Genomic DNA, 24,848 nt, shown 5'->3' with positions numbered 1-24,848 from the left:
GACGCGAATGAATGCAAAGCCAGTGTGGAAAGGGTTCTTGGGCATGTTCAACCTGAACGATGGCCGATGGGGGCGTGGCGACGATTCGTCCTCCTCCAATGGCGATCGCCCTTCGGGCAACAGGCCTCCCGACGCCGATCCTCCGGGTGCCCCCACGCCCCCGCCTTCGGGCAACAACGGCAACAACAACCGCCCGCGCGGCCAGGGCCCGAACCAGGGTCCGCCGGACCTCGATGAACTCTGGCGCGATCTGAACCGCAAGCTCGGCGGCTTCTTCGGCGGTGGCCGAGGCAACAACAACCGTCCCAGCGGCGGCAACGGTGGCGGCAATGGCTACAAACCCGACATGAAGAACGCCGGCTTCGGCATCGGCCTGGTGGCCATCGTCGCCGTGCTGATCTGGCTCGGTACCGGCTTCTTCATCGTGAACGAAGGCCAGCAGGCCGTCATCACCCAGTTCGGCCGCTACAAGACCACCGTGGGCGCGGGCTTCAACTGGCGCCTGCCGTACCCGATCCAGCGCCACGAGACCGTGGTCGTCACGCAGATCCGCTCGACCGACGTGGGCCGCGACGCCATCGTGCGTTCCACCGGCCTGCGCGAATCGGCCATGCTGACCGAGGACGAGAACATCGTCGAGATCAAGTTCGCCGTGCAGTACCGCCTGAGCGATGCGCGCGCCTGGCTCTACGAGAGCAAGACGCCCGCCGACACGGTGGTGCAGGTGGCCGAGACCGCCGTGCGCGAAGTCGTCGGCAAGATGAAGATGGACGCGGCCCTGGCCGAGGAGCGCGACCAGATCGCGCCGCGCGTGCGCCAGCTGATGCAGAACATCCTCGACCGCTACCAGGTCGGTGTCGAAGTGGTCGGCATCAACCTGCAGCAGGGCGGCGTGCGTCCGCCCGAGCAGGTGCAGGCCGCCTTCGACGACGTGCTCAAGGCCGGCCAGGAACGCGAGCGCGCCAAGAACGAGGCGCAGGCCTATGCCAACAACGTGGTGCCGCTGGCCACCGGTACCGCTTCGCGCCTGAAGGAAGAGTCCGAAGCCTACAAGGCGCGCATCGTGGCCCAGGCCCAGGGTGACGCCGGCCGCTTCGCCTCGGTGCTGACCGAGTACCAGAAGGCGCCGCAGGTCACGCGCGACCGCATGTACATCGACGCCATGCAGCAGATCTACGCCAGCACGACCAAGGTGCTGGTCGACAGCAAGCAGGGTTCCAACCTGCTGTACCTGCCGCTCGACAAGCTGATCCAGCAGACCGGCAGCAACCAGTCCACCCCGGTCGATGCCGCCAGCCCGAGCGTCGCCGGCACCGCGCCGGTGCAGTCCTCGGTGATCCCGGTCGCGCCGACCAACGACATGCGTGCCCGCGACGGCCGCTCGCGTGACCGCGACGTGCGTTGAACCTGGAAGGCAACAAGAACATGAACAGAATCGGATTCATCGCCTCGTCGATCCTCGTGCTGCTGGTGCTGCTGAGCTCGACCCTCTTCGTGGTCGACCAGCGCCAGTTCGGCGTGGTCTACGCCCTGGGCCAGATCAAGCAGGTCATCACCGAGCCCGGCCTCAACTTCAAGTTGCCGCCGCCGTTCCAGAACGTGTCGTACATCGACAAGCGGCTGCTCACGCTGTCGAGCCTCGACACCGAGCCCATGCTCACGGCCGAGAAGCAGCGCGTGGTGATCGACTGGTACGTGCGCTGGCGCATCACCGACCCGCAGGCCTACATCCGCAACGTCGGCCTCGACGAGAACGCCGGTGCCATGCAGCTCAACCGCGTGGTGCGCAACGCGTTCCAGGAAAACATCAACAAGCGCACCGTGCGCGACCTGATCTCGGTGCGCCGCGAGGCCCTGATGGCCGACGTGCAGCGCGAAGTGCTGACCGTGGTGAAGGGCGCCAAGCCCTGGGGCGTGGACGTGGTGGACGTGCGCATCACGCGCGTCGACTACGTGGAAGCCATCACCGAATCGGTCTACCGCCGCATGGAAGCCGAGCGCAAGCGTGTGGCCAACGAGCTGCGTTCCACCGGCACGGCCGAAGGCGAGAAGATCCGCGCCGACGCCGACCGCCAGCGCGAAGTGATCGTTGCCAACGCCTACCGCGACGCGCAGAAGATCAAGGGCGAGGGCGATGCCCAGGCCGCTTCGGTCTACAGCGAGTCCTTCGGCCGCGATCCGCAGTTCGCGCAGTTCTATCGCAGCCTCGAGGCCTACAAGCAGAGCTTCAACAAGAAGAGCGACGTGATGGTGGTCGATCCCTCGTCGGACTTCTTCCGCGCGATGCAGGGCGCGGGTTCGTCGGCCGGCGCGCCGCGCCGTTGACGCCTCCGTTCGCAGCAGTTTCGGGAACGTGAGTTCCGACACCTTCTGGAGCGCGCTGGCGCTGGTGCTGGTGATCGAGGGCATCCTGCCCTTCGTGTCGCCCGGTGGCTGGCGCCGTGGCTTCGGCCAGCTGATGCAGCTGCGCGACGGGCAGCTGCGCTTCTTCGGCCTGTGCTGCATCGTGCTCGGGCTGTGCCTGCTCTGGCTGCTGGCCTGAGGCCGGCAGCGCCGCTTTTCGACCGCCTCGCCGCCCGCTTCGAGCGGGCACCGCCGGGGCGCTTTTCGGCTGCCGGTAGAATTCCGGTTTAACCACGCCCCCGATCCCCATGTCCGCCTGGGTCCTCCCGGATCACATTGCCGATGTGCTGCCCTCCGAGGCGCGCCACATCGAAGAACTTCGCCGCCAGTTGCTCGACACCGCCCGCAGCTACGGCTACGAGCTGGTGATGCCGCCGCTGCTCGAGCATCTGGAGTCGCTGCTCTCGGGCACCGGCGAGGCGCTCGACCTGCAGACCTTCAAGCTGGTCGACCAGCTCTCGGGCCGCTCGATGGGCCTGCGGGCCGACACCACGCCTCAGGTCGCGCGCATCGATGCCCACCTGCTCAACCGCGACGGCGTGGCACGGCTGTGCTACTGCGGCCCGGTGCTCCACACCCGTCCCGACCGGCCGCACGCCACGCGCGAGCCGCTGCAGTTCGGCGCCGAGATCTATGGCCACGCCGGCCTCGAGGCCGACACCGAAGTCCTGCTGCTCGCGCTCGACTGCCTCGATGCGGCCGGCCTGCACGAGGGCGTGATCGTCGACCTCGCCGATGCCCGCATCGTGCGCGCGCTGTTCGCCGGCGTGCCGGTCGATGCGGCCGTGCTGGCGCGCGTGCATGCGGCGCTGGCCGCCAAGGATGCGAGCGAGCTGCGCGCGCTGACGCGCGATTTCCCCGCGGCTTCGCGCGAAGGCCTGCTGGCCCTGATCCAGCTCTACGGCGACGCCGCCGTGCTCGACGAGGCCGCCCAGGCGCTGCAGAGCACGCCCGCGGTGCGCGCGGCGCTGTCCGACCTGAAGCTGCTGGCCGCCGGCCTCGACGGCGTGGCGGGGCGCAAGATCAGCTTCGACCTAGCCGACCTGCGCGGCTATGCCTACTACAGCGGCATGCGCTTCGGCATCTACGTGCCGGGCGCGGCCGATTCGCTGGTGCGCGGCGGCCGCTACGACGAGGTGGGCGCCGTGTTCGGCCGCAACCGTCCGGCGGTCGGCTTCAGCCTCGACGTGCGCGAGCTGGTCGGCGTGCTGCCGAAGCGTCCGTTGCGCGCGGCGATCCGCGCGCCCTGGAGCGACGAAACCGGCCTGCGTCAGGCCATCGCCGGGCTGCGCAAGGCCGGCGAAACCGTGGTGTGCGTGCTGCCGGGCCATGGCAGCGAAATCGATGAGTTCCACTGCGACCGCGAGCTCGTCGAGCAGGCCGGCCAGTGGCAAGTCCGAACGATCTGAATTTTTAGCAATGGAACGAGCATGAGCGTAACCACCGGAAGAAACGTGGTCGTCGTCGGTACCCAATGGGGCGACGAGGGCAAAGGCAAGCTGGTCGACTGGCTGACCGAGAGCGCCCAGGGCGTGGTCCGCTTCCAGGGCGGCCACAACGCGGGCCACACGCTCGTGATCAACGGCGTGAAGACCGCGCTGCACCTGATCCCCAGCGGCATCATGCGTCCCGGCGTGAAGTGCTACATCGGCAACGGCGTGGTGCTGTCGGCGGCCAAGCTGTTCGAGGAGATCGAAGGGCTCGAGAAGGCCGGCGTGGAAGTGCGTTCGCGCCTGCGCATCAGCGAGGCCTGCCCGCTGATCCTGCCGTTCCACTCGGCGCTGGACATCGCGCGCGAGGCCTACCGCGAAAAGGGCGGCGTCGAGAAGATCGGCACCACCGGCCGCGGCATCGGCCCGGCCTATGAGGACAAGATCGCGCGCCGCGCGCTGCGCGTGCAGGACCTCAAGCACCCCGAGCGCTTCGCGGCCAAGCTGCGCGTGCTGCTCGACCTGCACAACCACGTGCTGACCGAGGTGCTGGGCTCGACCGCGATCGACTTCGATACCGTGTTCGACGAAGCCATGCGCCACGCCGCATTGCTCAAGCCAATGATGGCCGACGTCTCGCGCGAACTGAACGACGCCCATCGCGACGGCGCCAACCTGCTGTTCGAAGGCGCGCAGGGCACGCTGCTCGACGTCGACCACGGCACCTACCCCTACGTCACCTCGAGCAACTGCGTGGCCGGCAACGCCGCCGCCGGCTCGGGCGTGGGCCCGGGCATGCTGCACTACATCCTCGGCATCACCAAGGCCTACTGCACGCGCGTGGGCGGCGGTCCGTTCCCGACCGAACTCGACTGGGCCACGCCCGGCACCCCCGGCTATCACATGAGCACCGTGGGCGCAGAGAAGGGCGTGACCACGGGGCGCAGCCGTCGCTGCGGCTGGTTCGACGCCGCGCTGCTCAAGCGCTCGGCGCAGGTCAACGGCCTGTCGGGCCTGTGCATCACCAAGCTCGACGTGCTCGACGGCCTCGAGAAGCTCGAGCTGTGCACCGGCTACGAGCTCGATGGCGAGACCACCGACATCCTGCCGATGGGCGCCGACGAGATCGAGCGCTGCACCCCGATCTACGAAACCCTCGAGGGCTGGAGCGAAAGCACGGTCGGCGTGACGCAGTACGACAAGCTGCCGGTCAACGCGCGCCTGTACCTGCAGCGCATCGAGCAGGTCACCGGCGTGCCGATCCACATGGTGTCGACCAGCCCCGACCGCGATCACACGATCATGATGCGCCACCCCTATCTGGCCGATTGATTTCCCGGCTCGACAACAACCCCAAAAAGAAGCCCCCTGCGCCCGCTGACCCGGGCGACATCCGCTATTCATCCAGGAGCCCATCCCCCATGTTGACCGAAGACGGCAAGCACCTCTACGTGAGCTACGACGAGTACCACAACCTGATCGAGAAGCTCGCGATCAAGGTGCACCAGTCGGGTTGGGAGTTCGACACCATCCTGTGCCTCGCCCGTGGCGGCATGCGCCCGGGCGACGTGCTGTCGCGCATCTTCGACAAGCCGCTGGCGATCATGTCGACCAGCTCCTACCGGGCCGATGCCGGCACCATCCAGGGCCACCTCGACATCGCGCGCTACATCACCACCCCCAAGGGCGAGATCGCCGGCAAGGTGCTGCTGGTCGACGACCTGGCCGACTCGGGCCACACGCTGCATGCGGTGATCAACATGCTGCGCAACAACTACGCGCCGATCACCGAGCTGCGCAGCGCGGTGCTCTGGACCAAGGCGCTGTCGACCTTCACGCCCGACTACTCGGTGGAGTTCCTGCAGACCAATCCGTGGATCCACCAGCCCTTCGAGGGCTACGACTCGCTGCGGCCCGAGAAGCTGATCGAGAAGTGGTCGGTCTGAGGCCCGTCTCCAGACGCGTCCGCTCGACCTCGACGCCCCGGCTTGCCGGGGCGTTTTTCATGGTGCGTCAGCAGGCGCCGCTGCCGTTCTCGAACATCGCCGTGTAGCGCCGCTGCATCTCCTCGGGCGACAGCTTCTCGATGCTGTGGCCCACGTTCCAGCGGTGGCCGAAGGGATCGCGGAACACGCCCGAGCGCTCGCCGTAGAAGCGGTCCTCGGTCGGCATCTCGAGCGTGGCGCCGGCCGCCACCGCGCGCGCGACCACCGCGTCGGCATCGTCCACGTGCAGGTGCAGGGTGACCGCGCTGCCGCCCAGCGTCTTCGCGCTCGGGATGCCGTACTCGGGGTACTCGTCCGAGATCATCAGGATCGCGCCGTTGTGGAAGTCGAGCTCGACGTGGCCGATGCGGCCGCTGGGCTCGACCAGCCGGAAGATCTCCTTGACCTGGAACACCTCGCAGTAGAAGTCGACCGCGGCCTTGGCATCGTGGACGCAGATGTAGGGGAAGAGCTCGTGGATCGCCATGGGGTGCCTCTCGTCATGGTTCGTGGAAGAAATCGCGTGTCGGCGCCGATTCTGGAAGGCTTCAGCGCGGCCGTCTTGAACGAATTTGACCGGGGGCGGCGTTCGCGGGCACCGCCACGTGGCGCGGCGACGTGGCGCCCGTGCGCCGCCAGGCCTGCGGCGCCATGCCCGCGAGCGCCGAGAACTCTCGGCTCAGGTGCGCCTGGTCGGCATAGCCGGCCTCGAAGGCGATCTCGGCCCAGGGCCGCGCCGGATCGGCCGCCAGCGCCAGCGCGCGGTCGAAGCGCATCACGCGCGCGTACTCCTTCGGCGTGAGCCCGATGGCGCCGCGGAACAGCGCGATGAAGCGCCGGTGGCTGTAGCCGCTGTCGGCCACCAGCGCGCCGATGGCCGGGTTCTCGCCCGCGAGCGGCCCGAGCGCCGCCGCGATCGCCGGATGCAGCCCGCGCAGGCCGGCGCGCAGCGCGAGCGCCAGCCGCGCCGACAGCATCGCTTCGAACAAGGCGAGCTGCCGCGCCAGGTCGGCCTCGGCATGCAATCGCTCGAGCGCATCCGCCGCCTCGCGCGCGCCCCAGAGCGCGTCGAGCGGCGTGTGCTGGCCCGACAACGCGTCTTCCGGCGCACCCAGCAGCGCGCGCGCCGCGCCGGGCTGCAGCTGGGCGCCGACCGAGCGCGTGGCCACCGAGACGTCGCGCAGGTAGAAGCTGCTGCGCGCGCCGCCGACGATGGCATGGCCGTAGGTCTGGCCCTCGGTGTCGGCCGCATGGCCGAACAGCTTGAGCGGCGGCCCCGAGAGCCGGAACACCAGGTGCATGCCGCCCGTGGGCAGCACATGCTCGCGCGCGCCGGGGCGTTCGGCCCCGGCGCCCTCGGCGCCGGGCGCCCAGGCCCAGACCTGCCGCACGAAGGGCCGCAGGTGCGGCACGGGCGCGCGCGTCAGTTGCCGCATCTCAGGCCTGGGCATCCGCGTGCAGCGCGTAGACCGGGTCGGGCCAGCGCTCGGGCGCCATGCCGGCCAGTTGCGCCGCCAACTGTTCGACGAAGCGCATGTCGACATCGGGCGCCATGCCGGCCGGCCCGCGGCCGAAGGCCTCGCGCAGGCGGCGCACGGCATTGGCGGTGCCGCGCAGCACGCCCTCGGGCTGGCCGGACTGCTCGAAGACCAGCACGTTGGCCAGCAGGTGGAGGAACGAGGCCACCACGGTCGCCTCCGTGCGCTGCGTGCCGTCCAGCGCCGCCATCACCAGCTCGAGCCAGTCGACCACTTCCTGCGGAATGCCTTGGGCCGCCAGCGCGTCATAGGTGGTCGGCCAGGCGCTGGCCGGTGCCTTGCGCAGCCAGGCGCCGAGGGCGCGCGGCGTGCCCGCCGGCACCATCGCCGCGGACTCGGCCGCCGAGTTCGCCTGCATCTTCATCAGGCGCCGGGGCGCGCCGGCGGCAGCGGCCGCCATCGGCATGCCGCGCGTGCGCATCAGCATTGGCGCCGACGCCGGTGCGGCGAGCATGGCGTCGAACTGCACGGAGCCGGCGCCGCCCCAGCCGGCGGGCACCATCTGCGCGACCTTGCGCAGCTCGGGCATGTCGGTCGCGCGCTCGCCCTCGGCGCGTTCGACCACGAGCAGGTAGTTGGTCAGGTCGGTCACCAGTTGGTAGGCCACGGCCAGGCGGCGGGCTTCCGCCACGTCCTCCGTGCCGCGTTCGGCCACCCGTGCGTGCGCGGCGATCCGGCCGAGCGCGTCGATCGGTTCGGCCACGGCATCTAGGCGCGCGCTGCCGATCGCTTCCTCGGCCGCGTCGCCCTCCGCGCGCACACCGAGCAGCCGCACTTCGCCCTCGGGCACCGCGTCGAACAGCGCGAACACGTTCACCGTGTCGGCGCCGAACACCGAGACCGGCAGCGCCGACGTCCACCGCGGCTGTGCGTCGCCCGGCCATTCGACGCGCAGCGCGTCGAGCCGCGGCGAGCGCAGCCGCGCGAACATGCGCAGCACGGCCGGCTCGACCGCCTCGCCGGGCGCGACGAAGTCGCAGGCCCCGCCCGTGGCCTCGGCCAGGCGCCGCAGGTGGCTCTCGGCCGGGCTGCTGCCGATACCGACCACGAACACGCGATGCCCCGAGGCGCGGGCCGATTCGACGGTCGCGTCGATGGCGCTGATCTCGCCATCCGTGACCACCAGCACGTCGCTCGAAGCGCCGGTGCCCAGCGCGAAGGTGGAGGCCAGCGCGCTTTCCATCTCGGTGCCGCCCAGGTTGGCCTGCAGCGCGCCGATCCAGCGCTGCGCGGCCAGGCGCGTGACCTCGGTGAGCTTCCACAGGCCGCGCGAACGGTGCTCGACCGTGGTGCCGAAGCGCGAGAGCGAGAAGCGGTCGCCCGCGCCCATCTGCGAAACGATCGATTGCAGCGCGCGCCGGGCGGCATCGATGCTGTCGCCGGCCATCGAGCCCGAGCAGTCGACGAGCAGCTGCACGTCGGTGGTGGCCGGGCCGCGCGCCGGCACCCGCGGGCAGAAGCTCGCGAGCGCGACGATGCCGCCGGGCGCGACGCCGTCGGGCGCCGCCATGGCCATCGAGGCCTGCGCCAATTGGTCGACCACCAGCACGAAGTCGCGGTCGAGCGCGCCGCGGCGCGCCAGCGACACCTGCAGCAGCCCGCGCTCGGGCCGCGTGGCCACGCCCACCGGATGGCTGGGCGAGGCCACGCGCGCTCGTGCCAGTTCGCCATGCAGGCGCAGCTCGATGTCGAAGGGGTAGGCCGCCACCGGGCTGTGCACGGGCGCCTGGTGTGGCTGCAGCCCGCCGTCGGCGACCGGGTCGCCGTAGCGCGGCGCGATCACCGTCGGGATCAGCAGGCGCAGGCCCTGCTGCTCGAAGGCCAGCGTCTGCGCATAACGCAGGGTGACGATGCAGGCCTCCTGCGCCGCGAGGTTGCCGAGGTTCAGCGTGTAGCTGCGGTCGTGGTTCTTCTCCAGCATGATGGCCGCGTGGCCCTCGGCCAAAGCGCCTTCGTAGGCCGCCTCGGCCTCGGCCTTCTCGACCACCGTGCCGCACAGCTGCCGCTCGCCGAGCTGCACGTCGACGCCCAGCAGCACCGCGCCCCACGGCAGCGGAAAGCCGTAGACCACCTCGACGTTCGAGGTGCCCAGATTGCGGAAGCGCTGCTCGACCGTCATCTCGAGCAGCACGCCGCGCAGGTCGCCGCTGGCCTTCACGCCTTCGAGCAGCATGCTGTCGCCGTTCGCGGTCGTCATGCGTGCGTATTCCTGATAGCTCATGGGATTGCCCTTTCCTGTGTCGTCAGTTCTTCTTCGGAACGTCGGCGGCGGGACCGTCGACGGGGGAGGGGGCGCAAGCCGCGGCGAAGGCCGCCATCACGCCCTGGATGAAACCGCGCACCTGCTCCGGCGACAGCCCGGCCCGGCCGGGTTCGATCACCACCTCGACGCCGTCGGCCACCGTCAGGTGGCTGCGCACCTCCACCGAGCCGGCCATGCGCGGGCGCGCCGGCACCGGCGCCTCCTGGCCCTGCAGCAGCTCGCGGATGCGCTCGAGCGAGACGCCGGCCGCCGTCCACTTCTTGATGAGCAGCAGCTGCTCGAGGTGGCGCGCGCCATAGCGCGCCGCGCGGGTCTCGCCCTCGGGCCGGTCGACGATGCCGATCTGCACGTAGTAGCGCACCGTGCGCGGCGGCAGGTCGGCCAGCACGCACAGGTCCGCGAGCGCATAGGAGGCCGCCGGGGAGGGTGGGTTCGATTTCATACACTTGATTTAAACACGAGAACTGTTTTTATAAAAGCGCACAAAAACCCGGCCCGCGAGGGCGCGCTAGCATCGACCGCATGAGCAAGCCTTCCACGACCCTGATCCATCACCCCTACGTGCCGCCCGCCACCTTCGACGCGCCCCAGCCTGGCGTCTACAAGGCCTCGACGGTGTTCTTCGCCGACGTGGCCGCGATGCGCGCGCGCGACTGGAAGACCAAGGCCGGCTACACCTATGGCCTGCACGGCACGCCCACCACCTTCACGCTCGAGGAGCGCCTGGCCACCCTCGAGGGCGGCACCGAATGCCTGCTGGTGCCCAGCGGCCTGGCGGCGATCTCGCTCGTGGCCTTGGCCTTCCTCAAGACCGGCGACGAGGTGCTGATCCCCGACAACGCCTACGGTCCCAACAAAGCGCTGGCCACCGGCGAGCTCGCGAACTTCGGCATCGCGTACCGCCTGTACGACGCCATGAACCCCGAGGACCTCGCGGCGAAGATCTCGCCGCGCACGAAGCTGGTGTGGCTCGAGGCCGCGGGCTCGGTGACGATGGAGTTCCCGGACCTGCCCGCGCTCGCGGCCGCCTGCCGTGCGCGCGGCGTGCTCAGCGCGCTCGACAACACCTGGGGCGCGGGCCTGGCCTTCGCGCCCTTCGACTTCAACGGCAGCGGGCAGGGTGTCGACATCTCGGTGCATGCGCTCACCAAGTACCCGAGCGGTGGCGGCGACGTGCTCATGGGCAGCGTGGTCACGCGCGACGAGCGGCTGCACCGCGCGCTCAAGCTCACCCACATGCGCATCGGCTTCGGCGTCGGCGTGGGCGATGTCGAGACGCTGCTGCGCTCGCTGCCGAGCATCGGGCTGCGCTATGCGGCGCACGACCGCGCGGCGCGCGAGCTCGCGCGCTGGCTCACCGACCGCGACGAGGTCGCGCAGGTGCTGCATCCGGCGATCGAGAGCTCGCCCGGCCATCGCCACTGGCGCGCGCTGTGCGGCGAGACCGACCTCGCGGCGGGCCTGTTCTCGATCGTCTTCGACGAGCGCTACGGCACCGAGCAGGTCGACCGCTTCTGCGACAGCCTGCAGCTGTTCCGCCTCGGCTACTCGTGGGGCGGGCCGATCAGCCTGGTGGTGCCCTACGACATCGGCCTGATGCGCGACGCCAGTGTGGCGCCCTGGCCCTACAAGGGCACGCTGGTGCGCTTCTCGATCGGCCTGGAGGACGTGGACGACCTGCGCGCCGACCTGCAGCAGGCGCTCGCGCGGATGGCCTGACCGGCCTTCGCAGGAGGCGCTCCGGTTATCGCTTACAGTACCCCGACGCGCAGTCGTTCGACTGCTTCGCCTGAAGGAGAGATCAGTGGCAACACCGAATTACGGTTACGAGAAGCGGCAGAAAGAGCTGGCTCGCAAGAAGAAGAAGGAAGAAAAGCTCCGCGAAAAGGCGAACCGCAAGCTTTCCCCGAGCAGCGACGGCCTCGCGCCGGGCGATCCGGAAGACGACGTGGCCTCGCTCGAACGCGATCCGCCGACCGTTCCCGAACTGCCGACCAAGAACGGTTGAACGCTGCACCGTCCGGATTCTTTCCGTTCTGAATGACGAAGCCGCTGGGGGCCTGTCGGTCCCGCAGCGGCTTTTTGTTGGCGCGCGATCGGCGCAGGGCCCGGCTCTGCGGCCCTACTTGGCGGCGAGCAGCTTGCGCAGTTCGGGCCAGACGTTGTCGAGCAGTTGCGGCTGCGCCGCCGCCGTCGGATGGATGCGGTCGGCCTGGAACAGCGACATCGCATTCGGCGCGTCGGCCACGCCCTTGAGCAGGAAGGGCACCAGCGCGGACTTGGTGGTGGACGCCACCTTGGCGAACACCGCCTCGAAGCGCCGCGTGTAGTCGCCGCCGTAGTTGGGCGGCACCTGGATGCCCACGATCAGCACCTTGGCGCCCGCGGCCTGCGCGGACTGCGTGATCTGGAGCAGGTTGGCCTCGGTGTCCGTGAGCGGCAGGCCGCGCAGCGCGTCGTTGGCGCCGAGCTCGAGCACCACGTGGCTGGGCTTGTGCTGCGCCAGCAGCGCCGCGAAACGCGCGCGTCCGCCCGAGCTGGTGTCGCCGCTGATGCTGGCGTTGACCACGGTGGCGTCGACCTTCTGCTGCGCGAGGCGCTTCTCGAGCAGCGGCACCCAGCCTTCGCCGCGTTTGAGGCCGTACTCGGCGCTCAGCGAATCGCCGAGCACCAGGATCACCGGCTTGCGCGCGGCGGCGCTCTGCGCCATCGCCCCACGCCATGCCCCGGAACTGCCGAGCGCGGCAGTGGTCAAGATAAAGTCACGTCGATTCAAAACCAAAGCCTTTCCATGTCCCAACCCCCGTCCCCAGCGATTGTCGCCGTCGAGCATGTGTTCAAGTCCGTCACCGACTCGACCGGTACCCTGGACATTCTGCAGGACATCGATTTCACCCTCGGGGCACGGGAAACCGCGGCCATCGTGGGTGCCTCGGGGTCGGGCAAGAGCACCTTGCTGTCGATCGTCGCCGGGCTCGACACGCCCACGCGCGGCACGGTGAAGCTGGCCGGCGACGACATCTTCGCCATCGACGAGGACGACCGGGCCGCCTTGCGCGCGCAGCGCGTGGGCTTCGTGTTCCAGAGCTTCCAGCTGCTGGGCAACCTCAGCGCCCTCGAGAACGTGATGCTGCCGCTGGAACTGGCCAACCGCAAGGATGCCCGCAAGGCCGCGACCGAAATGCTGGGCCGCGTCGGCCTGGGCCAGCGGCTCAACCACTATCCCAAGGTGCTGTCGGGCGGTGAGCAGCAGCGCGTGGCGCTGGCGCGGGCCTTCGTGGTGCAGCCCGCCTTGCTGCTGGCCGACGAACCCACGGGCAGCCTCGACTTCGCCACCGGCGAGCAGGTGATGCGGCTGATGTTCGACCTCAACCGCGAGCTCGGCACCACGCTCGTGCTGGTGACGCACGACCGCGGCATCGCGGCCCAGTGCGAGCGCCGCATCATGATCGAGGCCGGGCGCGTGATCCTCAACGAGAAGAACGCCGACGCGACGGCCTGAGGGCTTCGGGTACAACCGGTCCTGCAGGAGGAGATTCAAGATGCAGGACGAGCTACCCCCCGATGCCCGACTCGCGCTGCAGCGCGGCAACCTGATCGAGGCCATCAAGATCGTGCGCGACCGCACCGGCCTCGGCCTCAAGGAGTCCAAGGAACTGGTCGAGCGGCACGCCAACGCGGTCGAGGGCGAACCCGCGCCCCAGACCGACGAATGGAACCGGCTGCTGAGCGGCGGCGCGCAGGGCCTGCCGGCCGAGGCGATCGCCGCCCTGGCGCAGGGCCGCAAGGTCGAGGCGGTGAAGATCGTGCGCGAGGCCACCGGCCTCGGCCTGGCCGAATCGCTGAAGCTGGTTGATGAGCACATGCATGGCGAGCGCGGCCAGTCGGCGCCGCACGGCGCCTTCGATCCGATGGCCGAGCCCGGCCGCGTGCCTTCGGGGGGCGGCGCCAAGTGGCTGGCGATCGTGCTGGTGGTCGCCGTGGCGGCCGCGGTGTTCTTCTTCGTCAGCGCCTGAGCCCGATGATCGTTCCCCAGTTCTGGGCCGAAGGCCGCCTCCAGCAACGCATCGATGGCCGCCAGATCACGGTGCGCCGCTTCGGCTGGTCCGACGACAGCCCTTTGGCCGCGCAAGCCCACGCCGACCAGCGCACGCGCGAGGCCTTCGAGCGCATCGCCGGCGGCGAGAAGCTCGAGCGCCGCGAACGCAAGGTGGCCTACAACGGCGCCGACGGCATGCCGATCCGCGAGGAGATCGTCGAGCGCCACGGCGAGGACATCGTCACGCGCAACGGCTATGGCGCGCGCTGCCTCAACACGCCCGACGTGCTGTTCGTCGACGTGGACTTCGAGGACGCGCAACGCGGCAATGCGCGCGGGCTCAGCGTCATCGGTGCCGCCCTCATCGGCGCGGTGGTCGCGGGCTATGCCAGCAAGTCGTGGGTGCTGGCCGTGGTGGCGGCCGTGCTGGTGGCGGGCTTCGGCTTCTGGCGCGTGCGCGCCGAGGGGCTGCGCCTGGCCGAACCCCAGGGCGATCCGCTGGCGGCCGTGCGCGCGCGCATCGAGCGCTTCATCCACCAGCATCCCGACTGGCACCTGCGGCTGTACCGCACCCCCGCGGGCCTGCGCGCGCTCGCCATGCACGACGTGTTCGCGCCTTCCGATGCCGCGGTCGCCGACGTGTTCCAGGCGCTGGGCGCCGACAAGGTCTATGCGCGCATGTGCCGCAACCAGAACTGCTTTCGCGCGCGCGTGAGCGCCAAGCCCTGGCGCATCGGCATCGGCGATCCGCTGCGGCCGCGCCCTGGCGTCTGGCCGGTGGCGCCCGAGCGGCTCGCGCAGCGCGAGGCCTGGGTGGCGCGCTACGAGCAGATGGCCGACCGCTTCGCGGCCTGCGAGTACCTCGAGAGCGTGGGCAACCTGCAGCGGGTGCATCCGCGCGCGCTCGCGGTGCAGACGCTGCACGACGAACTGGCGCAGGCGCGCGGCGGCCTCCCGCTGGGCTGAGAGCGGGTGAGGGCGGGCAAGGGCGGGCTCCCTCGATAATCGCCGCATGTCTTCTCCCAAAGTGATCTTCGGCTTCCATGCCGTGGGCGTGCGCATCAAGACCGCGCCCAAGTCCGTGCTCGAGGTGCTGTTCGACGCCAGCCGGCGTGATGCGCGCATGAAACAGTTCATGGCGCGGGCCCAGGATGCCGGCGTGCGGCTGGTCGAGGCCGACGGCGCGCGGCTCGCCAAGCTCAGCGGCAGCCACGGCCACCAGGGCGTGGTGGCGCGCGTGGAGCCTGCCGCTCAGATCCATTCGCTCGACGAACTGCTCGAGGGCCTGGAGGAGGCCGGCACCGTGCCGCTGCTGCTGGTGCTCGACGGCGTGACCGATCCGCACAACCTCGGCGCCTGCCTGCGCGTGGCCGACGGCGCCGGCGCCCATGCGGTGATCGCGCCCAAGGACCATGCGGCGGGCATCAACGCCACCGTGGCCAAGGTGGCCAGCGGTGCAGCCGAGACGGTGCCCTATTTCATGGTGACCAACCTCGCGCGCACGCTCAACGAGCTCAAGGAGCGCAGCATCTGGTGCGTGGGCACCAGCGACGACGCGCCCGGCACCATCTACCAGAGCGACTTCAAGCGCCCGCTGGCGCTGGTGCTCGGTGCCGAAGGCGAGGGCATGCGCCAGCTCACGCGCAAGACCTGCGACGAGCTGGTCAGCATCCCGATGGCGGGCGCGGTCGAGAGCCTCAACGTCTCGGTCGCCAGCGGCGTGTGCCTCTACGAGGCGATGCGCCAGCGCGGCGCCTGAGCGCCGCGCCGCGGCCTCATTGCGACGGATCCTTGCCGCGCGTGCGGCCCACCGCGCTGAAGATGCCGATGCCCAGCAGGATCAGCGAGCCGATGCCGATGTAGAGCGTCGGTACGCCGGCCACCGAGGCGCCCCAGATCAGGCCGGCCATGAAGATCAGAAAACCGATCATGTAGAGCGCGAACGACATGCGTGTTCCTCCGAAGCTGTGATGTCTCGCAGTATCTGGAGCATGCTTGTCGCCCGCACCGGCCGGTGCCGCCTGCGGCTGTGGGAGCGGGCCTACCGCGGACGCAGGTCCTGGTCGGCCACCAGCAGGTAGCGGCAGCCGCCATCGCCCAGCGCCTGGAACACCAGTGCCCGGTCGACCCCGAAATCTAGGCAGTCGCCGCTCGCGAGCCGGAAGCGCTCCTCGCCATAGTCAACCTGCAACTCGCCCTCGAGCAGCCACAGGCACTGCCGGTACGGCTTGCCGCTCCAGCGCGGATAGGCGACCTGCGCCGCGCGCGGCAGTTCGACCTCGACCAGCTCGATGCCGCCAGCCGTGCCGCGCTCGAGCACCTGCCGCCGCAGATAGCCCGCGCCAGGATCGCGCCACACCGCCTGCGCGGCGCGGGGGCACAGGCGCTGCGTGTCCCGGCCTTCGTCGTCCTGCGTCAGCAACTGCGCCAGCGGCACACCCAGCCCCGCGGCCAGCCGGCCCAGCAGCACGGCCGTGGGGCTGCTCTGCGCGCGCTCGACCTTGGAGATCATGGCCTTGCTCACGCCCGAGCGCTCGGCCAGTTCCGCGAGGCTCAGGCCCTGCGCCTGCCGCAGCGCCGAGAGCCGCCGGGCGATCAGCGCGTCGATGGGCTCGCCGGTCTCCAGCGCCGGGGGGAATGCGTCGTTTCTCATAAGAGATTATTATTCTCCTATAGTGAACAACCGCGCAATGCTGCAAAGGAGCCCCATGCGCCTGATCCCCTGCACCGAGGAAGCCCACGCCGGCACCATCCTCGCGATCCTCAACGACGCCATCGTCACCTCGACCGCGCTCTACGACTACAAGCCGCGCACGCCCGAGCAGATGGCCGGCTGGTTCGCCACCAAGCGCGCCAACGGCTTCCCGGTGATCGGCGCGGTGGACGATGACGGCCGGCTCATGGGCTTCGCGAGCTATGGCACGTTCCGCGCCTTCCCGGCCTACAAGTACACGGTCGAGCACTCGGTGTACGTCGATGCCGCCGACCGCGGCAAGGGCCTGGGCCGCACGCTGCTCGAGGCGATCGTGGCCGAGGCGCAGGCGCGCGAGGTGCACGTGCTGGTCGGCGCCATCGACGCCCAGAACGCCGGCAGCATCGCGCTGCACGAGCGCCTGGGCTTCGAGCACGCGGGCACGGTGCGGCAGGCAGGCTTCAAGTTCGGCCGCTGGCTCGACGTGGCCTTCTACCAGCGCATCCTGGCCACGCCCGCCGAGCCGGTCGACGGCTGATCCTCAGTTCACGGCCCAGAAGCGCATCACCACCTGGGCCGGCCGGCGCACCCCGGCGCCGAGGAACAGCCGTTCGGCGATCCAGGCCAGCGCGGGCGAGGCGGTCTCGAAATGCGGCGTGCAGCGGAAATACACCTGCGCCGGATCGACCGGCTCGCCGCGCAGCAGCCGCGCCATGGTCTCGCGCGAGGCGCTGCGGATCGCATGGTTCTGCACGTAGACGAGGTCGCCGGCATCGGTCTCGAGGCCATAGCGCGCATCGAGCACCGAGAGCGTCTCGCCCACGATCAGCTGGAAATCGCTGCCGCCCGGCAGCACGCGCGCGGTCCAGCCATGGCCCTGCGCCTGGCCGCCGGTGATCGGCACCACGCGGCGCAGGCCGCCCGGCCCCTGGCCCAGCACCTGGGGTTCGCCGACCTCCACGCGCAGGTCGGCGAAGTGCTCGAGCGAGGGCGCCGCGATGTCGTCGAAGTCGCTCACGACCCGGTCCTCAGGCCGCCTTGCCTTCTTCCTCGCTCGCGCGATCGAGCATCGCGATCGTGCCCGCGTCGAGCTTGAGCTGGGTGGCGGTCACCAGTTCGTCGAGCTGGGCGATCGAGGTCGCGCTCGCGATCGGCGCGGTCACCGAGGGGCGCGCGATCTGCCACGCGATCGCGACCTGGCCCGGCTTCGCGTTGTACTGCTGGGCCACCTTGTCGAGTGCCTCGAGGATGCGCAGTCCGCGCGGGTTGAGGTACTTCTTGGTGGTGCTCGCACCGCGCGCGCTCTTGGCCGCGTCGGCCTCGGTGCGGTACTTGCCGGTGAGGAAGCCGGCGGCCAGCGCGTAGAAGTTGATCACGCCGACCTCGCGCTTCAGGCACAGCGGCTCGAGGTCGTCCTCGAACACGGCGCGGTCGTAGAGGTTGTACAGCGGCTGCAGGCTCTCGTAGCGCGCGATGCCCAGGCGCTCGGAGACGTCGAGCGCCTCGGCCAGCCGTGGCGCGGTGAAGTTCGAGGCGCCGATGGCGCGCACCTTGCCGGCCTTCACGAGGTCGTCGAAGGCGCCCAGCGTGTCCTCGAGCGGCGTGTTGGCGTCGTCGTCGTGCGACTGGTAGAGGTCGATGTAGTCGGTCTGCAGGCGCTTGAGCGAAGCCTCGACCGCCTCGCGGATGTAGGCCGGCGAGAGCCCGACCTTGCCTTCGCCCATCGACTTGCCGAGCTTGGTGGCCAGCACCACGCGGCTGCGCTTGCCGCTCTGCTTGAGCCACTTGCCGATGATGGTCTCGGACTCGCCGCCGCTGTGGCCCGGCACCCAGTACGAGTAGACGTCGGCGGTGTCGACGAAGTTGAAGCCGGCGTCGAGCCAGGCATCGAGCAGCTTGAACGAGGCGGCCTCGTCGACCGTCCAGCCGAACACGTTGCCGCCGAAGGCGAGCGGGGACACCTGGAGGCCGGAGCGGCCGAGGGGGCGAAGTTGCGACATGGGAAAGCTCCTGAGGAAGGAAGAAGAGGGAGGAGGAAGGGGGCGAAGGTCAGACGAAACCGATGGCGCCGAGCGCCGCGCCGGCGCCCAGCAGCCACAGCAGATGGATGCGCGTGCGCCAGACGATGAGCGCGGCCACGCCGGTCAGGAGCCACAGGTGCCAGGCCGGTGCGTTGCCCACGTGGTTGCCGGCGGCCAGCACCCAGCCGGTGGCGATCAGCAGGCCCACCACCACCGGCGCCATGCCCTGCTTGAAGGCGCGCACGCCGCGGCGGGTGCGGTTGCGGTGGCCCCAGCGGGTGGCGAAGTAGGTGAGGGTGGTGCTCGGCAGCATGATGCCGACCATGGTCACGGCCAGCCCGAACAGGCCGAGCAGCCAGGCCGAAGGCCCGGCGCCGATGCCGCCGCCCGCGTTGAGGCCGACGTTCCAGCCCATCAGGCCGACGAACAGCACGTTGGGCCCGGGCGCGGCCTGCGCGATGGCGACCGAGGAGGTGAACTGCGCATCGGTGAGCCAGCCATGCTGCGCCACCAGGTAGCGGTGCATGTCGGGCACGGTGGTGATGGCGCCGCTGATCGAGAGCATCGACAGCAGCATGTATTGGCCGAACAGGGCGAGCCAGTCGTGCCAGTGCATGACGATGGTCATTGAAGTACCTCCGTGCTTCGCACTGCGGTGCGAGCTTGCTTGGGGTGGCCCGGCGCGGCGCTCATGGCGCGATCTTCTTCCAGGTCCAGCCGCAGGCCACGCCGCCCAACACCAGCAGCACCCAGCCCAGCGGGATGCGCGCCCAGGCGATGGCGCCGAACACCAGCGCCACGAACGCCAGGCAGGTGGCGAAGCCCAGCGGATGCTTGCGCAGCTGTGGGATCAGCTTGATGCCGGTGGCCGCGATCAGCCCGCCCGACACCGCGCCCATGCCGCGCAGCGCGCCCGCGACCTGCGGGTTGCCCGCGTAGTGCGCGTAGAGCACCGCGAGCGCGAGGATCACGAACAGCGGCACCGTGAGCATGCCGGCCACCGCGGCGAGCGCGCCGCGCAGGCCGAAGTAGCGGTCGCCGATCATCAGCGCGAGGTTGATCACGTTGGGCCCCGGCATCACCTGGGCCACGGCCCAGTCCTCGAGGAACTGCTCGGGCGTGAGCCACTTCTTCTTCTCGACCATCTCGCGCTGCACGATCGCCAGCACGCCACCGAAGCCCTGCAGCGCCAGGAAGGTGAAGGACACGAAGAGGTCGCGCGGCGACTGCGGGTGCGAGGGCGCGGACGGCGCCGCCGCGCCGGAGGCTGGGGGAGACGGTTGCATGTTTGAGCGATTATCGTAGGCAGACGGCAAGATGCCGGGTGCCGCTCCGACAGGACGGTGCCGCCACCGACAGGAGACTTTCCGCCATGTATTTGCGACCCCTCTTCGATCTCTGCCGCCGCGCCGTCGCCTCCTGGTCGAACGACTACGCCCCGAGCATGGGTGCCGCGCTCGCCTACTACACCGTGTTCTCGATCGCGCCGCTGCTTCTGATCGTGATCGCCGTCGCCGGGCTGGTGTTCGGGCAGGAGGCCGCGCGCGGCGAGATCCTCGCGCAGCTCTCGGGCCTGATGGGCGAGCAGGGCGCGGCCGCGGTGCAGAGCATGCTGCAGGCGGTCAACAAGCCGCGCGAGGGCATCGTCGCCACGCTGATCGGCATCGCGCTGCTGGTGGTCGGCGCCACCACCGTGTTCGGCGAGCTGCAGGACGCGCTCGACCGCATCTGGCGCGCCCCCGCGCGTGCCAAGAGCAGCGGCATCTTCAACCTGCTGCGCGTGCGCCTGCTGTCCTTCAGCATGGTGATGGGCATCGGCTTCCTGCTGATGGTGTCGCTGGTGGCGAGCGCCGCGCTGGCCGCGCTCGGCAAGTGGTGGTCGCCGATGTTCGGCGCCTGGGAGACGCTGGCCCAGTGGGTCAACTTCGGGTTCAGCTTCGGCATGGTCACCGTGATCTTCGCGATGATCTACAAGATCATGCCGCGCGCGAAGGTTCAGTGGCGCGACGTGTGGGTGGGCGCGGCGGTGACGGCGCTGCTGTTCACCATCGGCAAGCACCTGATCGGCCTGTACATCGGCAAGAGCAGCGTGGCCTCGGGCTACGGCGCCGCGGGCTCGCTGGTGGTGGTGCTGGTGTGGGTCTACTACTCGGCGCAGATCTTCCTGCTGGGCGCCGAGTTCACCTGGGTCTATGCGCGCAGCTACGGCTCGCTCAAGCACTCCGACGTCGGCATCGGCGCCGGCAAGGACGACCACGTGCCGGCGCGCACGCGCTCGGGCGGCGATCTCTGAACGCGCTCAGCCCTTGAAGCCGCCCTCGGCGAGAAACTTCTCTTCCTCGGGCGTGCTCGCGCGGCCCAGCATCCGGTTGCGGTGCGGAAAGCGGCCGAAGCGCGCCACGATGTCCCGGTGCAGCACCGCGAAGCGCTGGGTGTTGGCATCGAGCGCGCTGCAGTGCACGACCGAGCGTTCCTGCTCGGCCAGCACTTCGGAATGCATGAAGGGCATGTAGAAGAAAGGCCGCAGCACCTCCTCGACCTGGCGGTCGAAGCCGGCTTCGACCGCATGGTGCGCGACGGCCAGCGCCTTGCCGTCGGTGGCCAGCATGTGGGCGTTGTCGCGCCAGGTGTTGCGCGGCAACTGGTCGAGCAGCACCAGCAGCGCGAGCGTGCCTTCGGCATCGTTCATCCAGGCGTCGAGCTCGCCGCGCGCGGCGGCATGGTGGGCCTCGACGAAGCGGCCGGCGAACTCGGCATCGAAGGCCTCGTCCTTGGCGAACCAGCGCTTGGGGCCGGCCTCGCGCCAGAACTGCACCACATCGTGCGCCGAGGGCAGGGTGAGGGAGGTTGAGGATTCGGGGGCGGAAATCATCGCGGCATTGTCTTCTTTCAATCGGCTTTCAATGCCGGGGCTGGCGCCGCGTGCACGGCGAATTCGGGGTGGTGGCCGACAAGGGATTGCGAATGCCCTGCCTATGCTGGTCCGCATTCATTCACGATCAGGAGACTTCCCATGAACCGATACGGCACCCTCTTGCGCGCCGCCCTCGTCGCCGGCGCGGCCAGTGCGGCACTGGCCGGCTGCGGCATGATGTCCAAGGCCAATGTCGCGAGCTTCAGCGGCACCATGAACGCGGCCAGCGAGGTGCCACCGAACATGACGCGCGGCAGCGGCATGGCCGAGGCCTGGCTCAACCGCGACACCAACGTCCTCAAGTACAAGATCACCTACACCGGTCTCAGCGGCCCGGCCACCGCGGCCCACTTCCATGGCCCGGCACCGGCCGGCGCCAATGCCGGCGTGGTGCTGCCGTTCTCTAACGCGGCCAGCCCGATCGAGGGCGAGGCCACGCTCACGCCGGCGCAGGCGGCCGACCTCAGCGCGGGCAAGTGGTACGCCAACGTCCACACGGCCGCGAATCCGGGCGGCGAGATCCGCGGGCAATTGCTGCCGAAGATGTGAAACAGGTCCGTTGAACGCGGCTTCGAGTGCCCCCTGGTCAGTCGGGGGTCACGGGGCTGATGTCAAATGGCCGCATGACGACGTCCCCGAAGAAGCCCCGTTCCTCCTCTGTCCCGACTCCCTCCCGTTCCCCGTCTCCCCCCGCCCGCCGCAAGAGCCAGGCCGCTTCCGCGGCGCGCAAGCTCGAAGCCTTCGCGGCGCGGCGCGAGGACATGCGCTCCGCGCGCAAGGCGCTGGTGCTGCAGGGCGGCGGCGCGCTCGGTGCCTACCAGGCCGGGGTCTACGCGGCGCTCAGCGAGACCGAGCTGCAGCCGCACTGGATCGCGGGCGTGTCGATCGGCGCGATCAATGCCGCGCTGATCGCGGGCAATGCGCCCGAGCATCGCGTCGACCGGCTGCGCGAGTTCTGGCATCTCGTGTCCTCGGGGCCCTCGCAGCGGCTGCCGTCGTGGTTCGGCGACCGCAGCACGCAGAACCAGTGGAGCGCGACCATGGCCTCGCTGGTGGGCATTCCCGGCTTCTTCGAGCCGCGCTATTCGCTGGCCCTGCTGCTCGGCGGCGCGGCGCCGCTGCTGAGCTACTACGACACCTCGCCGCTGAAGGCCACGCTCGAGCGCCTGGTCGACTTCGACCGCATCAACCACTGCGAGGCGCGCTTCAGCGTGGGCGCGGTCAACGTGCGCACCGGCAACTCGGTTTACTTCGACAACACGCGCCAGCGCATCGGCCCCGAGCACATCATGGCCAGCGGCGCGCTGCCGCCGGGCTTCGCGCCGGTGCACATCGACGGCGACGACTACTGGGATGGCGGCATCGTCTCGAACACGCCGCTGCAGTACGTGCTCGACCTGCATCCGCGCAGCGAGCCGCTGGTGGTGCTGCAGGTCGACCTGTTCAATGCGCGCGGCGAGATGCCGCACACGCTGTCGGGCGTGATGGAGCGGCAGAAGGACATCACCTATTCGAGCCGCACCCGCATGAACACCGATGCGCTGGCGGCCAACATGAACCTGCAGCAGGCGATCGCCGACCTGATCGAGAAGCTGCCGCCGCACCTGCGCCGCGATCCCGCGGTCGAGGCGGTGCAGGCCGAGCTCACGCACCACCCGATCGACATCTTCCACCTGATCTACCGCGACAAGCCCTACGAGCTCGAGTCGAAGGACTACGAGTTCTCGCGCGCGGCGGTCGAGGAGCACTGGGAGTCGGGCGCGCGCGACATGCGCCGCGTGCTCGCGCATCCCGAGACGCTGCGCAGCGACGCCGCGGTCAACGGCGTCACCACCTTCGACCTCGGCGAGGGCGGCAGCGGTCGCGTGAAGCGGCCCGGTCTGTCACGCTGACGAGAAGAATCGCCCTCACGATTCAGCCCCGGCTAAGAAACCGGCACGAGACTGGTTGCCGGATTCAAGATGCTTCAAAGGAGGAATGTCGTGAACATTGAAGACGTGCGGCGCCAGGCTTTCGCCATGCCGCTGACCAGCCCCGCTTTTCCGCCCGGACCGTACCGCTTCATGCGGCGCGAGTTCATGGTGATCACCTACCGCACCGACCTCGACGCATTGCGCGCCGTGGTGCCGGAGCCGCTCGAGGTGGTCGAGCCGCTCGTCAAGTACGAGTTCATCCGCATGCCCGACTCCACCGGCTTCGGCGACTACACCGAGTCGGGCCAGGTCATTCCGGTGCAGCTGCGCACCGCGCGCGGCCTGGAGCAGGGCGCCTACGTGCATGCGATGTACCTGAACGACCATCCGCCGATCGCGGGCGGGCGCGAGCTCTGGGGCTTTCCGAAGAAGCTGGCCTCGCCGCAGTTCGACTACGAGACCGACACCATCGTCGGCACCCTCGACTACGGCAAGCTGCGCGTGGCCAAGGCCACCATGGGCTTCAAGCACCGCGCGCTCGAGCCCGGCCCGATCCTTGCAGGCATCGCGCAGCCCAACTTCCTGCTCAAGATCATTCCGCACGTGGATGGCACGCCGCGCATCTGCGAGCTGGTGCGCTACCACATGGTCGACGTCACGCTGCACGGCGCCTGGACCGGCCCGGCCTCGCTCGAGCTGCATCCGCATGCGCTCGCGCCGGTGGCCGAGCTGCCGGTGCGCAAGGTCGAATCGGCCGTGCACTACATCGCCGACATGACGCTCGCGCTCGGCACGGTCGAGCTCGACTACCTCGCTGCTTCCTCTTCTTCGTCTTCTTCGCAACCCTAACCCAAGGAACCAACATGCAACTCAAGGACAAGGTCGCCTACATCACCGGCTCGGCCAGCGGCATCGGCAAGGAGATCGCGATCCTCTTCGCGCAGGAAGGCGCGAAGATCGTCATCGCCGACCTCAACAAGGAAGCGGCGGACGCCACCGCGGCCGAACTTAAGGCCACGGGCGCGCAGGCCATCGGCGTGGCGGTCGACGTGACCAACGAGGCGCAGGTCGACGCCTCGGTCGAAGAGGCCGCCAAGGCCTTCGGCGGCATCGACATCCTGGTGAGCAATGCCGGCATCCAGATCGTGCATCCGGTCGAGGAGTTCAGCTTCGCCGACTGGAAGAAGATGCTCGCGATCCACCTCGACGGCGCCTTCCTCACGACCAAGGCCTGCCTCAAGCACATGTATGCGCAGGGCCGCGGCGGCAGCGTGATCTACATGGGCTCGGTGCACTCGAAGGAAGCCTCGCTGCTCAAGGCCCCCTACGTGACGGCCAAGCACGGCCTGATCGGCCTCGCGAAGACGGTGGCCAAGGAAGGCGCCAAGCACGGCGTGCGCGCCAACGTGATCTGCCCGGGCTTCGTGCGCACGCCGCTGGTCGAGAAGCAGATCCCCGAGCAGGCCAAGACGCTGGGCATCAGCGAGCAGGAAGTCATCAAGAACGTGATGCTCAAGGAAACGGTGGATGGCGAATTCACCACCACCGACGACGTGGCGCGCGTGGCGCTGCTGTTCGCGGCCTTCCCGACCAACGCGCTCACTGGCCAGTCGCTGGTGGTGAGCCACGGCTGGTACATGCAGTAATCGC

General features: G+C 69.6%; 30 protein-coding genes. 18 read left to right on the top strand and 12 right to left on the bottom strand.

All coding sequences use genetic code 11. The features are described from left to right. Positions 1-43: 43 nt before the first annotated feature. The 6 genes from hflK (at position 44) to AC07PU_RS06300 (ending at position 5,779) form a co-directional block, all read left to right on the top strand. Positions 44-1,405, top strand: a complete 1,362-nt coding sequence (gene hflK, locus AC07PU_RS06325) for an FtsH protease activity modulator HflK (RefSeq protein ID WP_093342607.1) — start codon at positions 44-46, stop codon at positions 1,403-1,405. Between the two features lie 20 nt (positions 1,406-1,425). Beyond that, entirely contained in the window at positions 1,426-2,325 is a 900-nt protein-coding gene (gene hflC / locus AC07PU_RS06320) for a protease modulator HflC (RefSeq protein ID WP_093343425.1), read from the top strand. A 28-nt stretch (positions 2,326-2,353) separates the two neighbouring features. Further along, entirely contained in the window at positions 2,354-2,542 is a 189-nt protein-coding gene (locus AC07PU_RS06315; protein ID WP_093342605.1) for a DUF2065 domain-containing protein, read from the top strand. A 109-nt stretch (positions 2,543-2,651) separates the two neighbouring features. Continuing rightward, the gene (locus AC07PU_RS06310) at positions 2,652-3,812 is read left to right on the top strand and encodes an ATP phosphoribosyltransferase regulatory subunit (RefSeq protein WP_495316156.1); all 1,161 of its coding nucleotides are present in this window, start codon (positions 2,652-2,654) and stop codon (positions 3,810-3,812) included. A gap of 21 nt (positions 3,813-3,833) precedes the next feature. Beyond that, positions 3,834-5,165, top strand: a complete 1,332-nt coding sequence (locus AC07PU_RS06305) for an adenylosuccinate synthase (protein ID WP_093342602.1) — start codon at positions 3,834-3,836, stop codon at positions 5,163-5,165. Positions 5,166-5,254: 89 nt separating this feature from the next. After that, on the top strand, positions 5,255-5,779 hold the full coding sequence (locus AC07PU_RS06300; protein WP_057594725.1) for a phosphoribosyltransferase: 525 nt from the start codon (positions 5,255-5,257) through the stop codon (positions 5,777-5,779). A gap of 67 nt (positions 5,780-5,846) precedes the next feature. Here the strand turns inward: AC07PU_RS06300 and AC07PU_RS06295 are convergent, their stop codons facing one another. The 4 genes from AC07PU_RS06295 to AC07PU_RS06280 all read right to left on the bottom strand — a co-directional run bounded on the left by AC07PU_RS06295 (position 5,847) and on the right by AC07PU_RS06280 (position 10,061). Beyond that, a complete protein-coding gene (locus tag AC07PU_RS06295; protein WP_093342601.1) occupies positions 5,847-6,305 on the bottom strand; it encodes a VOC family protein in 459 nt (152 codons plus the stop codon). Positions 6,306-6,366: 61 nt separating this feature from the next. Then, complete coding sequence (locus AC07PU_RS06290) at positions 6,367-7,254, bottom strand: helix-turn-helix domain-containing protein (protein ID WP_495316152.1); 888 nt, start codon at positions 7,252-7,254, stop codon at positions 6,367-6,369. A gap of 1 nt (position 7,255) precedes the next feature. Beyond that, entirely contained in the window at positions 7,256-9,577 is a 2,322-nt protein-coding gene (locus AC07PU_RS06285) for a VIT domain-containing protein (protein WP_495316149.1), read from the bottom strand. Between the two features lie 22 nt (positions 9,578-9,599). Then, positions 9,600-10,061, bottom strand: a complete 462-nt coding sequence (locus AC07PU_RS06280) for a MerR family transcriptional regulator (protein ID WP_296789059.1) — start codon at positions 10,059-10,061, stop codon at positions 9,600-9,602. Positions 10,062-10,141: 80 nt separating this feature from the next. Here AC07PU_RS06280 and AC07PU_RS06275 point away from each other — a divergent pair, with 80 nt between their 5' ends. Together AC07PU_RS06275 and AC07PU_RS06270 are read left to right on the top strand one after the other, a co-directional pair. Next, positions 10,142-11,338: a PLP-dependent transferase gene (locus tag AC07PU_RS06275; RefSeq protein ID WP_495316146.1), complete on the top strand. Its 1,197-nt coding sequence runs from the start codon at positions 10,142-10,144 to the stop codon at positions 11,336-11,338. 85 nt (positions 11,339-11,423) lie between these two features. Further along, the gene (locus AC07PU_RS06270; protein WP_057594731.1) at positions 11,424-11,627 is read left to right on the top strand and encodes a hypothetical protein; all 204 of its coding nucleotides are present in this window, start codon (positions 11,424-11,426) and stop codon (positions 11,625-11,627) included. A gap of 114 nt (positions 11,628-11,741) precedes the next feature. Here AC07PU_RS06270 and AC07PU_RS06265 read toward each other — a convergent pair whose 3' ends face one another. Beyond that, on the bottom strand, positions 11,742-12,329 hold the full coding sequence (locus AC07PU_RS06265; protein WP_495316144.1) for an arylesterase: 588 nt from the start codon (positions 12,327-12,329) through the stop codon (positions 11,742-11,744). Between the two features lie 81 nt (positions 12,330-12,410). Here AC07PU_RS06265 and AC07PU_RS06260 point away from each other — a divergent pair, with 81 nt between their 5' ends. The 4 genes from AC07PU_RS06260 to rlmB are packed head-to-tail and all read left to right on the top strand — an operon-like array spanning position 12,411 to position 15,417. Next, positions 12,411-13,121: an ABC transporter ATP-binding protein gene (locus AC07PU_RS06260; protein ID WP_495316142.1), complete on the top strand. Its 711-nt coding sequence runs from the start codon at positions 12,411-12,413 to the stop codon at positions 13,119-13,121. 40 nt (positions 13,122-13,161) lie between these two features. After that, positions 13,162-13,635 (top strand): ribosomal protein L7/L12, encoded by a 474-nt coding sequence (locus AC07PU_RS06255; protein ID WP_495316140.1) that lies wholly within the window; start codon positions 13,162-13,164, stop codon positions 13,633-13,635. A gap of 5 nt (positions 13,636-13,640) precedes the next feature. After that, complete coding sequence (locus tag AC07PU_RS06250; protein ID WP_495316138.1) at positions 13,641-14,624, top strand: hypothetical protein; 984 nt, start codon at positions 13,641-13,643, stop codon at positions 14,622-14,624. A 46-nt stretch (positions 14,625-14,670) separates the two neighbouring features. Beyond that, complete coding sequence (gene rlmB, locus AC07PU_RS06245; RefSeq protein ID WP_093342589.1) at positions 14,671-15,417, top strand: 23S rRNA (guanosine(2251)-2'-O)-methyltransferase RlmB; 747 nt, start codon at positions 14,671-14,673, stop codon at positions 15,415-15,417. 16 nt (positions 15,418-15,433) lie between these two features. On the opposite strand, the gene AC07PU_RS06240 is transcribed toward rlmB, so the two are convergent. Next, positions 15,434-15,607, bottom strand: coding sequence for a hypothetical protein (locus AC07PU_RS06240; protein ID WP_057594737.1), 174 nt, complete (start codon positions 15,605-15,607; stop codon positions 15,434-15,436). Between the two features lie 92 nt (positions 15,608-15,699). Then, positions 15,700-16,311, bottom strand: a complete 612-nt coding sequence (locus AC07PU_RS06235) for a helix-turn-helix domain-containing protein (protein WP_495316135.1) — start codon at positions 16,309-16,311, stop codon at positions 15,700-15,702. 55 nt (positions 16,312-16,366) lie between these two features. Between AC07PU_RS06235 and AC07PU_RS06230 the strand changes: the two genes are divergently transcribed. After that, positions 16,367-16,888: a GNAT family N-acetyltransferase gene (locus AC07PU_RS06230; protein WP_093342586.1), complete on the top strand. Its 522-nt coding sequence runs from the start codon at positions 16,367-16,369 to the stop codon at positions 16,886-16,888. A 3-nt stretch (positions 16,889-16,891) separates the two neighbouring features. Here AC07PU_RS06230 and AC07PU_RS06225 read toward each other — a convergent pair whose 3' ends face one another. From AC07PU_RS06225 to AC07PU_RS06210, 4 genes are all read right to left on the bottom strand, one after another. After that, entirely contained in the window at positions 16,892-17,368 is a 477-nt protein-coding gene (locus AC07PU_RS06225) for a DUF3237 domain-containing protein (protein ID WP_296789071.1), read from the bottom strand. Positions 17,369-17,378: 10 nt separating this feature from the next. Continuing rightward, on the bottom strand, positions 17,379-18,350 hold the full coding sequence (locus AC07PU_RS06220; protein ID WP_296792938.1) for an aldo/keto reductase: 972 nt from the start codon (positions 18,348-18,350) through the stop codon (positions 17,379-17,381). 49 nt (positions 18,351-18,399) lie between these two features. Beyond that, a complete protein-coding gene (locus AC07PU_RS06215) occupies positions 18,400-18,999 on the bottom strand; it encodes a chromate transporter (protein WP_495316131.1) in 600 nt (199 codons plus the stop codon). Positions 19,000-19,060: 61 nt separating this feature from the next. Beyond that, positions 19,061-19,657 carry a chromate transporter gene (locus tag AC07PU_RS06210; protein ID WP_431512480.1) on the bottom strand — a complete coding sequence of 199 codons (597 nt, stop codon included), beginning with the start codon at positions 19,655-19,657 and terminating at the stop codon, positions 19,061-19,063. An 86-nt stretch (positions 19,658-19,743) separates the two neighbouring features. Here AC07PU_RS06210 and AC07PU_RS06205 point away from each other — a divergent pair, with 86 nt between their 5' ends. After that, on the top strand, positions 19,744-20,664 hold the full coding sequence (locus AC07PU_RS06205) for a YihY/virulence factor BrkB family protein (protein WP_256222480.1): 921 nt from the start codon (positions 19,744-19,746) through the stop codon (positions 20,662-20,664). Between the two features lie 6 nt (positions 20,665-20,670). On the opposite strand, the gene AC07PU_RS06200 is transcribed toward AC07PU_RS06205, so the two are convergent. Next, positions 20,671-21,243, bottom strand: a complete 573-nt coding sequence (locus AC07PU_RS06200; protein WP_495316128.1) for a DUF924 family protein — start codon at positions 21,241-21,243, stop codon at positions 20,671-20,673. Positions 21,244-21,384: 141 nt separating this feature from the next. On the opposite strand from AC07PU_RS06200, the gene AC07PU_RS06195 reads away from it, so the two are divergent. From AC07PU_RS06195 to AC07PU_RS06180, 4 genes are all read left to right on the top strand, one after another. Continuing rightward, entirely contained in the window at positions 21,385-21,834 is a 450-nt protein-coding gene (locus tag AC07PU_RS06195; RefSeq protein WP_093342577.1) for a CHRD domain-containing protein, read from the top strand. Positions 21,835-22,046: 212 nt separating this feature from the next. Beyond that, positions 22,047-23,177, top strand: coding sequence for a patatin-like phospholipase family protein (locus tag AC07PU_RS06190; protein WP_495316125.1), 1,131 nt, complete (start codon positions 22,047-22,049; stop codon positions 23,175-23,177). A 90-nt stretch (positions 23,178-23,267) separates the two neighbouring features. After that, positions 23,268-24,047 carry an acetoacetate decarboxylase gene (locus tag AC07PU_RS06185; protein WP_093342574.1) on the top strand — a complete coding sequence of 260 codons (780 nt, stop codon included), beginning with the start codon at positions 23,268-23,270 and terminating at the stop codon, positions 24,045-24,047. 14 nt (positions 24,048-24,061) lie between these two features. Then, a complete protein-coding gene (locus AC07PU_RS06180; RefSeq protein ID WP_209540707.1) occupies positions 24,062-24,844 on the top strand; it encodes a 3-hydroxybutyrate dehydrogenase in 783 nt (260 codons plus the stop codon). Positions 24,845-24,848 lie beyond the last annotated feature (4 nt).

It is taken from the genome of Variovorax sp. GW821-FHT10D07, from assembly GCF_059415325.1.
This window is presented reverse-complemented; position numbering and strand designations above follow the sequence as displayed.

Bases quoted from the DNA above. Each gene is read 5' to 3' on its own strand.
- AC07PU_RS06195 (WP_093342577.1), top strand. From the start codon at position 21,385: ATGAACCGATACGGCACCCTCTTGCGCGCCGCCCTCGTCGCCGGCGCG.
- AC07PU_RS06265 (WP_495316144.1), bottom strand. From the start codon at position 12,329: ATGGCGCAGAGCGCCGCCGCGCGCAAGCCGGTGATCCTGGTGCTCGGC.
- AC07PU_RS06310 (WP_495316156.1), top strand. From the start codon at position 2,652: ATGTCCGCCTGGGTCCTCCCGGATCACATTGCCGATGTGCTGCCCTCC.
- AC07PU_RS06210 (WP_431512480.1), bottom strand. From the start codon at position 19,657: ATGCAACCGTCTCCCCCAGCCTCCGGCGCGGCGGCGCCGTCCGCGCCC.
- AC07PU_RS06285 (WP_495316149.1), bottom strand. From the start codon at position 9,577: ATGAGCTATCAGGAATACGCACGCATGACGACCGCGAACGGCGACAGC.
- AC07PU_RS06255 (WP_495316140.1), top strand. From the start codon at position 13,162: ATGCAGGACGAGCTACCCCCCGATGCCCGACTCGCGCTGCAGCGCGGC.
- AC07PU_RS06240 (WP_057594737.1), bottom strand. From the start codon at position 15,607: ATGTCGTTCGCGCTCTACATGATCGGTTTTCTGATCTTCATGGCCGGC.
- AC07PU_RS06295 (WP_093342601.1), bottom strand. From the start codon at position 6,305: ATGGCGATCCACGAGCTCTTCCCCTACATCTGCGTCCACGATGCCAAG.
- AC07PU_RS06180 (WP_209540707.1), top strand. From the start codon at position 24,062: ATGCAACTCAAGGACAAGGTCGCCTACATCACCGGCTCGGCCAGCGGC.
- hflK (WP_093342607.1), top strand. From the start codon at position 44: ATGTTCAACCTGAACGATGGCCGATGGGGGCGTGGCGACGATTCGTCC.
- AC07PU_RS06190 (WP_495316125.1), top strand. From the start codon at position 22,047: ATGCGCTCCGCGCGCAAGGCGCTGGTGCTGCAGGGCGGCGGCGCGCTC.
- rlmB (WP_093342589.1), top strand. From the start codon at position 14,671: ATGTCTTCTCCCAAAGTGATCTTCGGCTTCCATGCCGTGGGCGTGCGC.
- hflC (WP_093343425.1), top strand. From the start codon at position 1,426: ATGAACAGAATCGGATTCATCGCCTCGTCGATCCTCGTGCTGCTGGTG.
- AC07PU_RS06300 (WP_057594725.1), top strand. From the start codon at position 5,255: ATGTTGACCGAAGACGGCAAGCACCTCTACGTGAGCTACGACGAGTAC.
- AC07PU_RS06305 (WP_093342602.1), top strand. From the start codon at position 3,834: ATGAGCGTAACCACCGGAAGAAACGTGGTCGTCGTCGGTACCCAATGG.
- AC07PU_RS06200 (WP_495316128.1), bottom strand. From the start codon at position 21,243: ATGATTTCCGCCCCCGAATCCTCAACCTCCCTCACCCTGCCCTCGGCG.
- AC07PU_RS06235 (WP_495316135.1), bottom strand. From the start codon at position 16,311: ATGAGAAACGACGCATTCCCCCCGGCGCTGGAGACCGGCGAGCCCATC.
- AC07PU_RS06290 (WP_495316152.1), bottom strand. From the start codon at position 7,254: ATGCGGCAACTGACGCGCGCGCCCGTGCCGCACCTGCGGCCCTTCGTG.
- AC07PU_RS06220 (WP_296792938.1), bottom strand. From the start codon at position 18,350: ATGTCGCAACTTCGCCCCCTCGGCCGCTCCGGCCTCCAGGTGTCCCCG.
- AC07PU_RS06205 (WP_256222480.1), top strand. From the start codon at position 19,744: ATGTATTTGCGACCCCTCTTCGATCTCTGCCGCCGCGCCGTCGCCTCC.
- AC07PU_RS06250 (WP_495316138.1), top strand. From the start codon at position 13,641: ATGATCGTTCCCCAGTTCTGGGCCGAAGGCCGCCTCCAGCAACGCATC.
- AC07PU_RS06230 (WP_093342586.1), top strand. From the start codon at position 16,367: ATGCGCCTGATCCCCTGCACCGAGGAAGCCCACGCCGGCACCATCCTC.
- AC07PU_RS06275 (WP_495316146.1), top strand. From the start codon at position 10,142: ATGAGCAAGCCTTCCACGACCCTGATCCATCACCCCTACGTGCCGCCC.
- AC07PU_RS06260 (WP_495316142.1), top strand. From the start codon at position 12,411: ATGTCCCAACCCCCGTCCCCAGCGATTGTCGCCGTCGAGCATGTGTTC.
- AC07PU_RS06280 (WP_296789059.1), bottom strand. From the start codon at position 10,061: ATGAAATCGAACCCACCCTCCCCGGCGGCCTCCTATGCGCTCGCGGAC.
- AC07PU_RS06215 (WP_495316131.1), bottom strand. From the start codon at position 18,999: ATGACCATCGTCATGCACTGGCACGACTGGCTCGCCCTGTTCGGCCAA.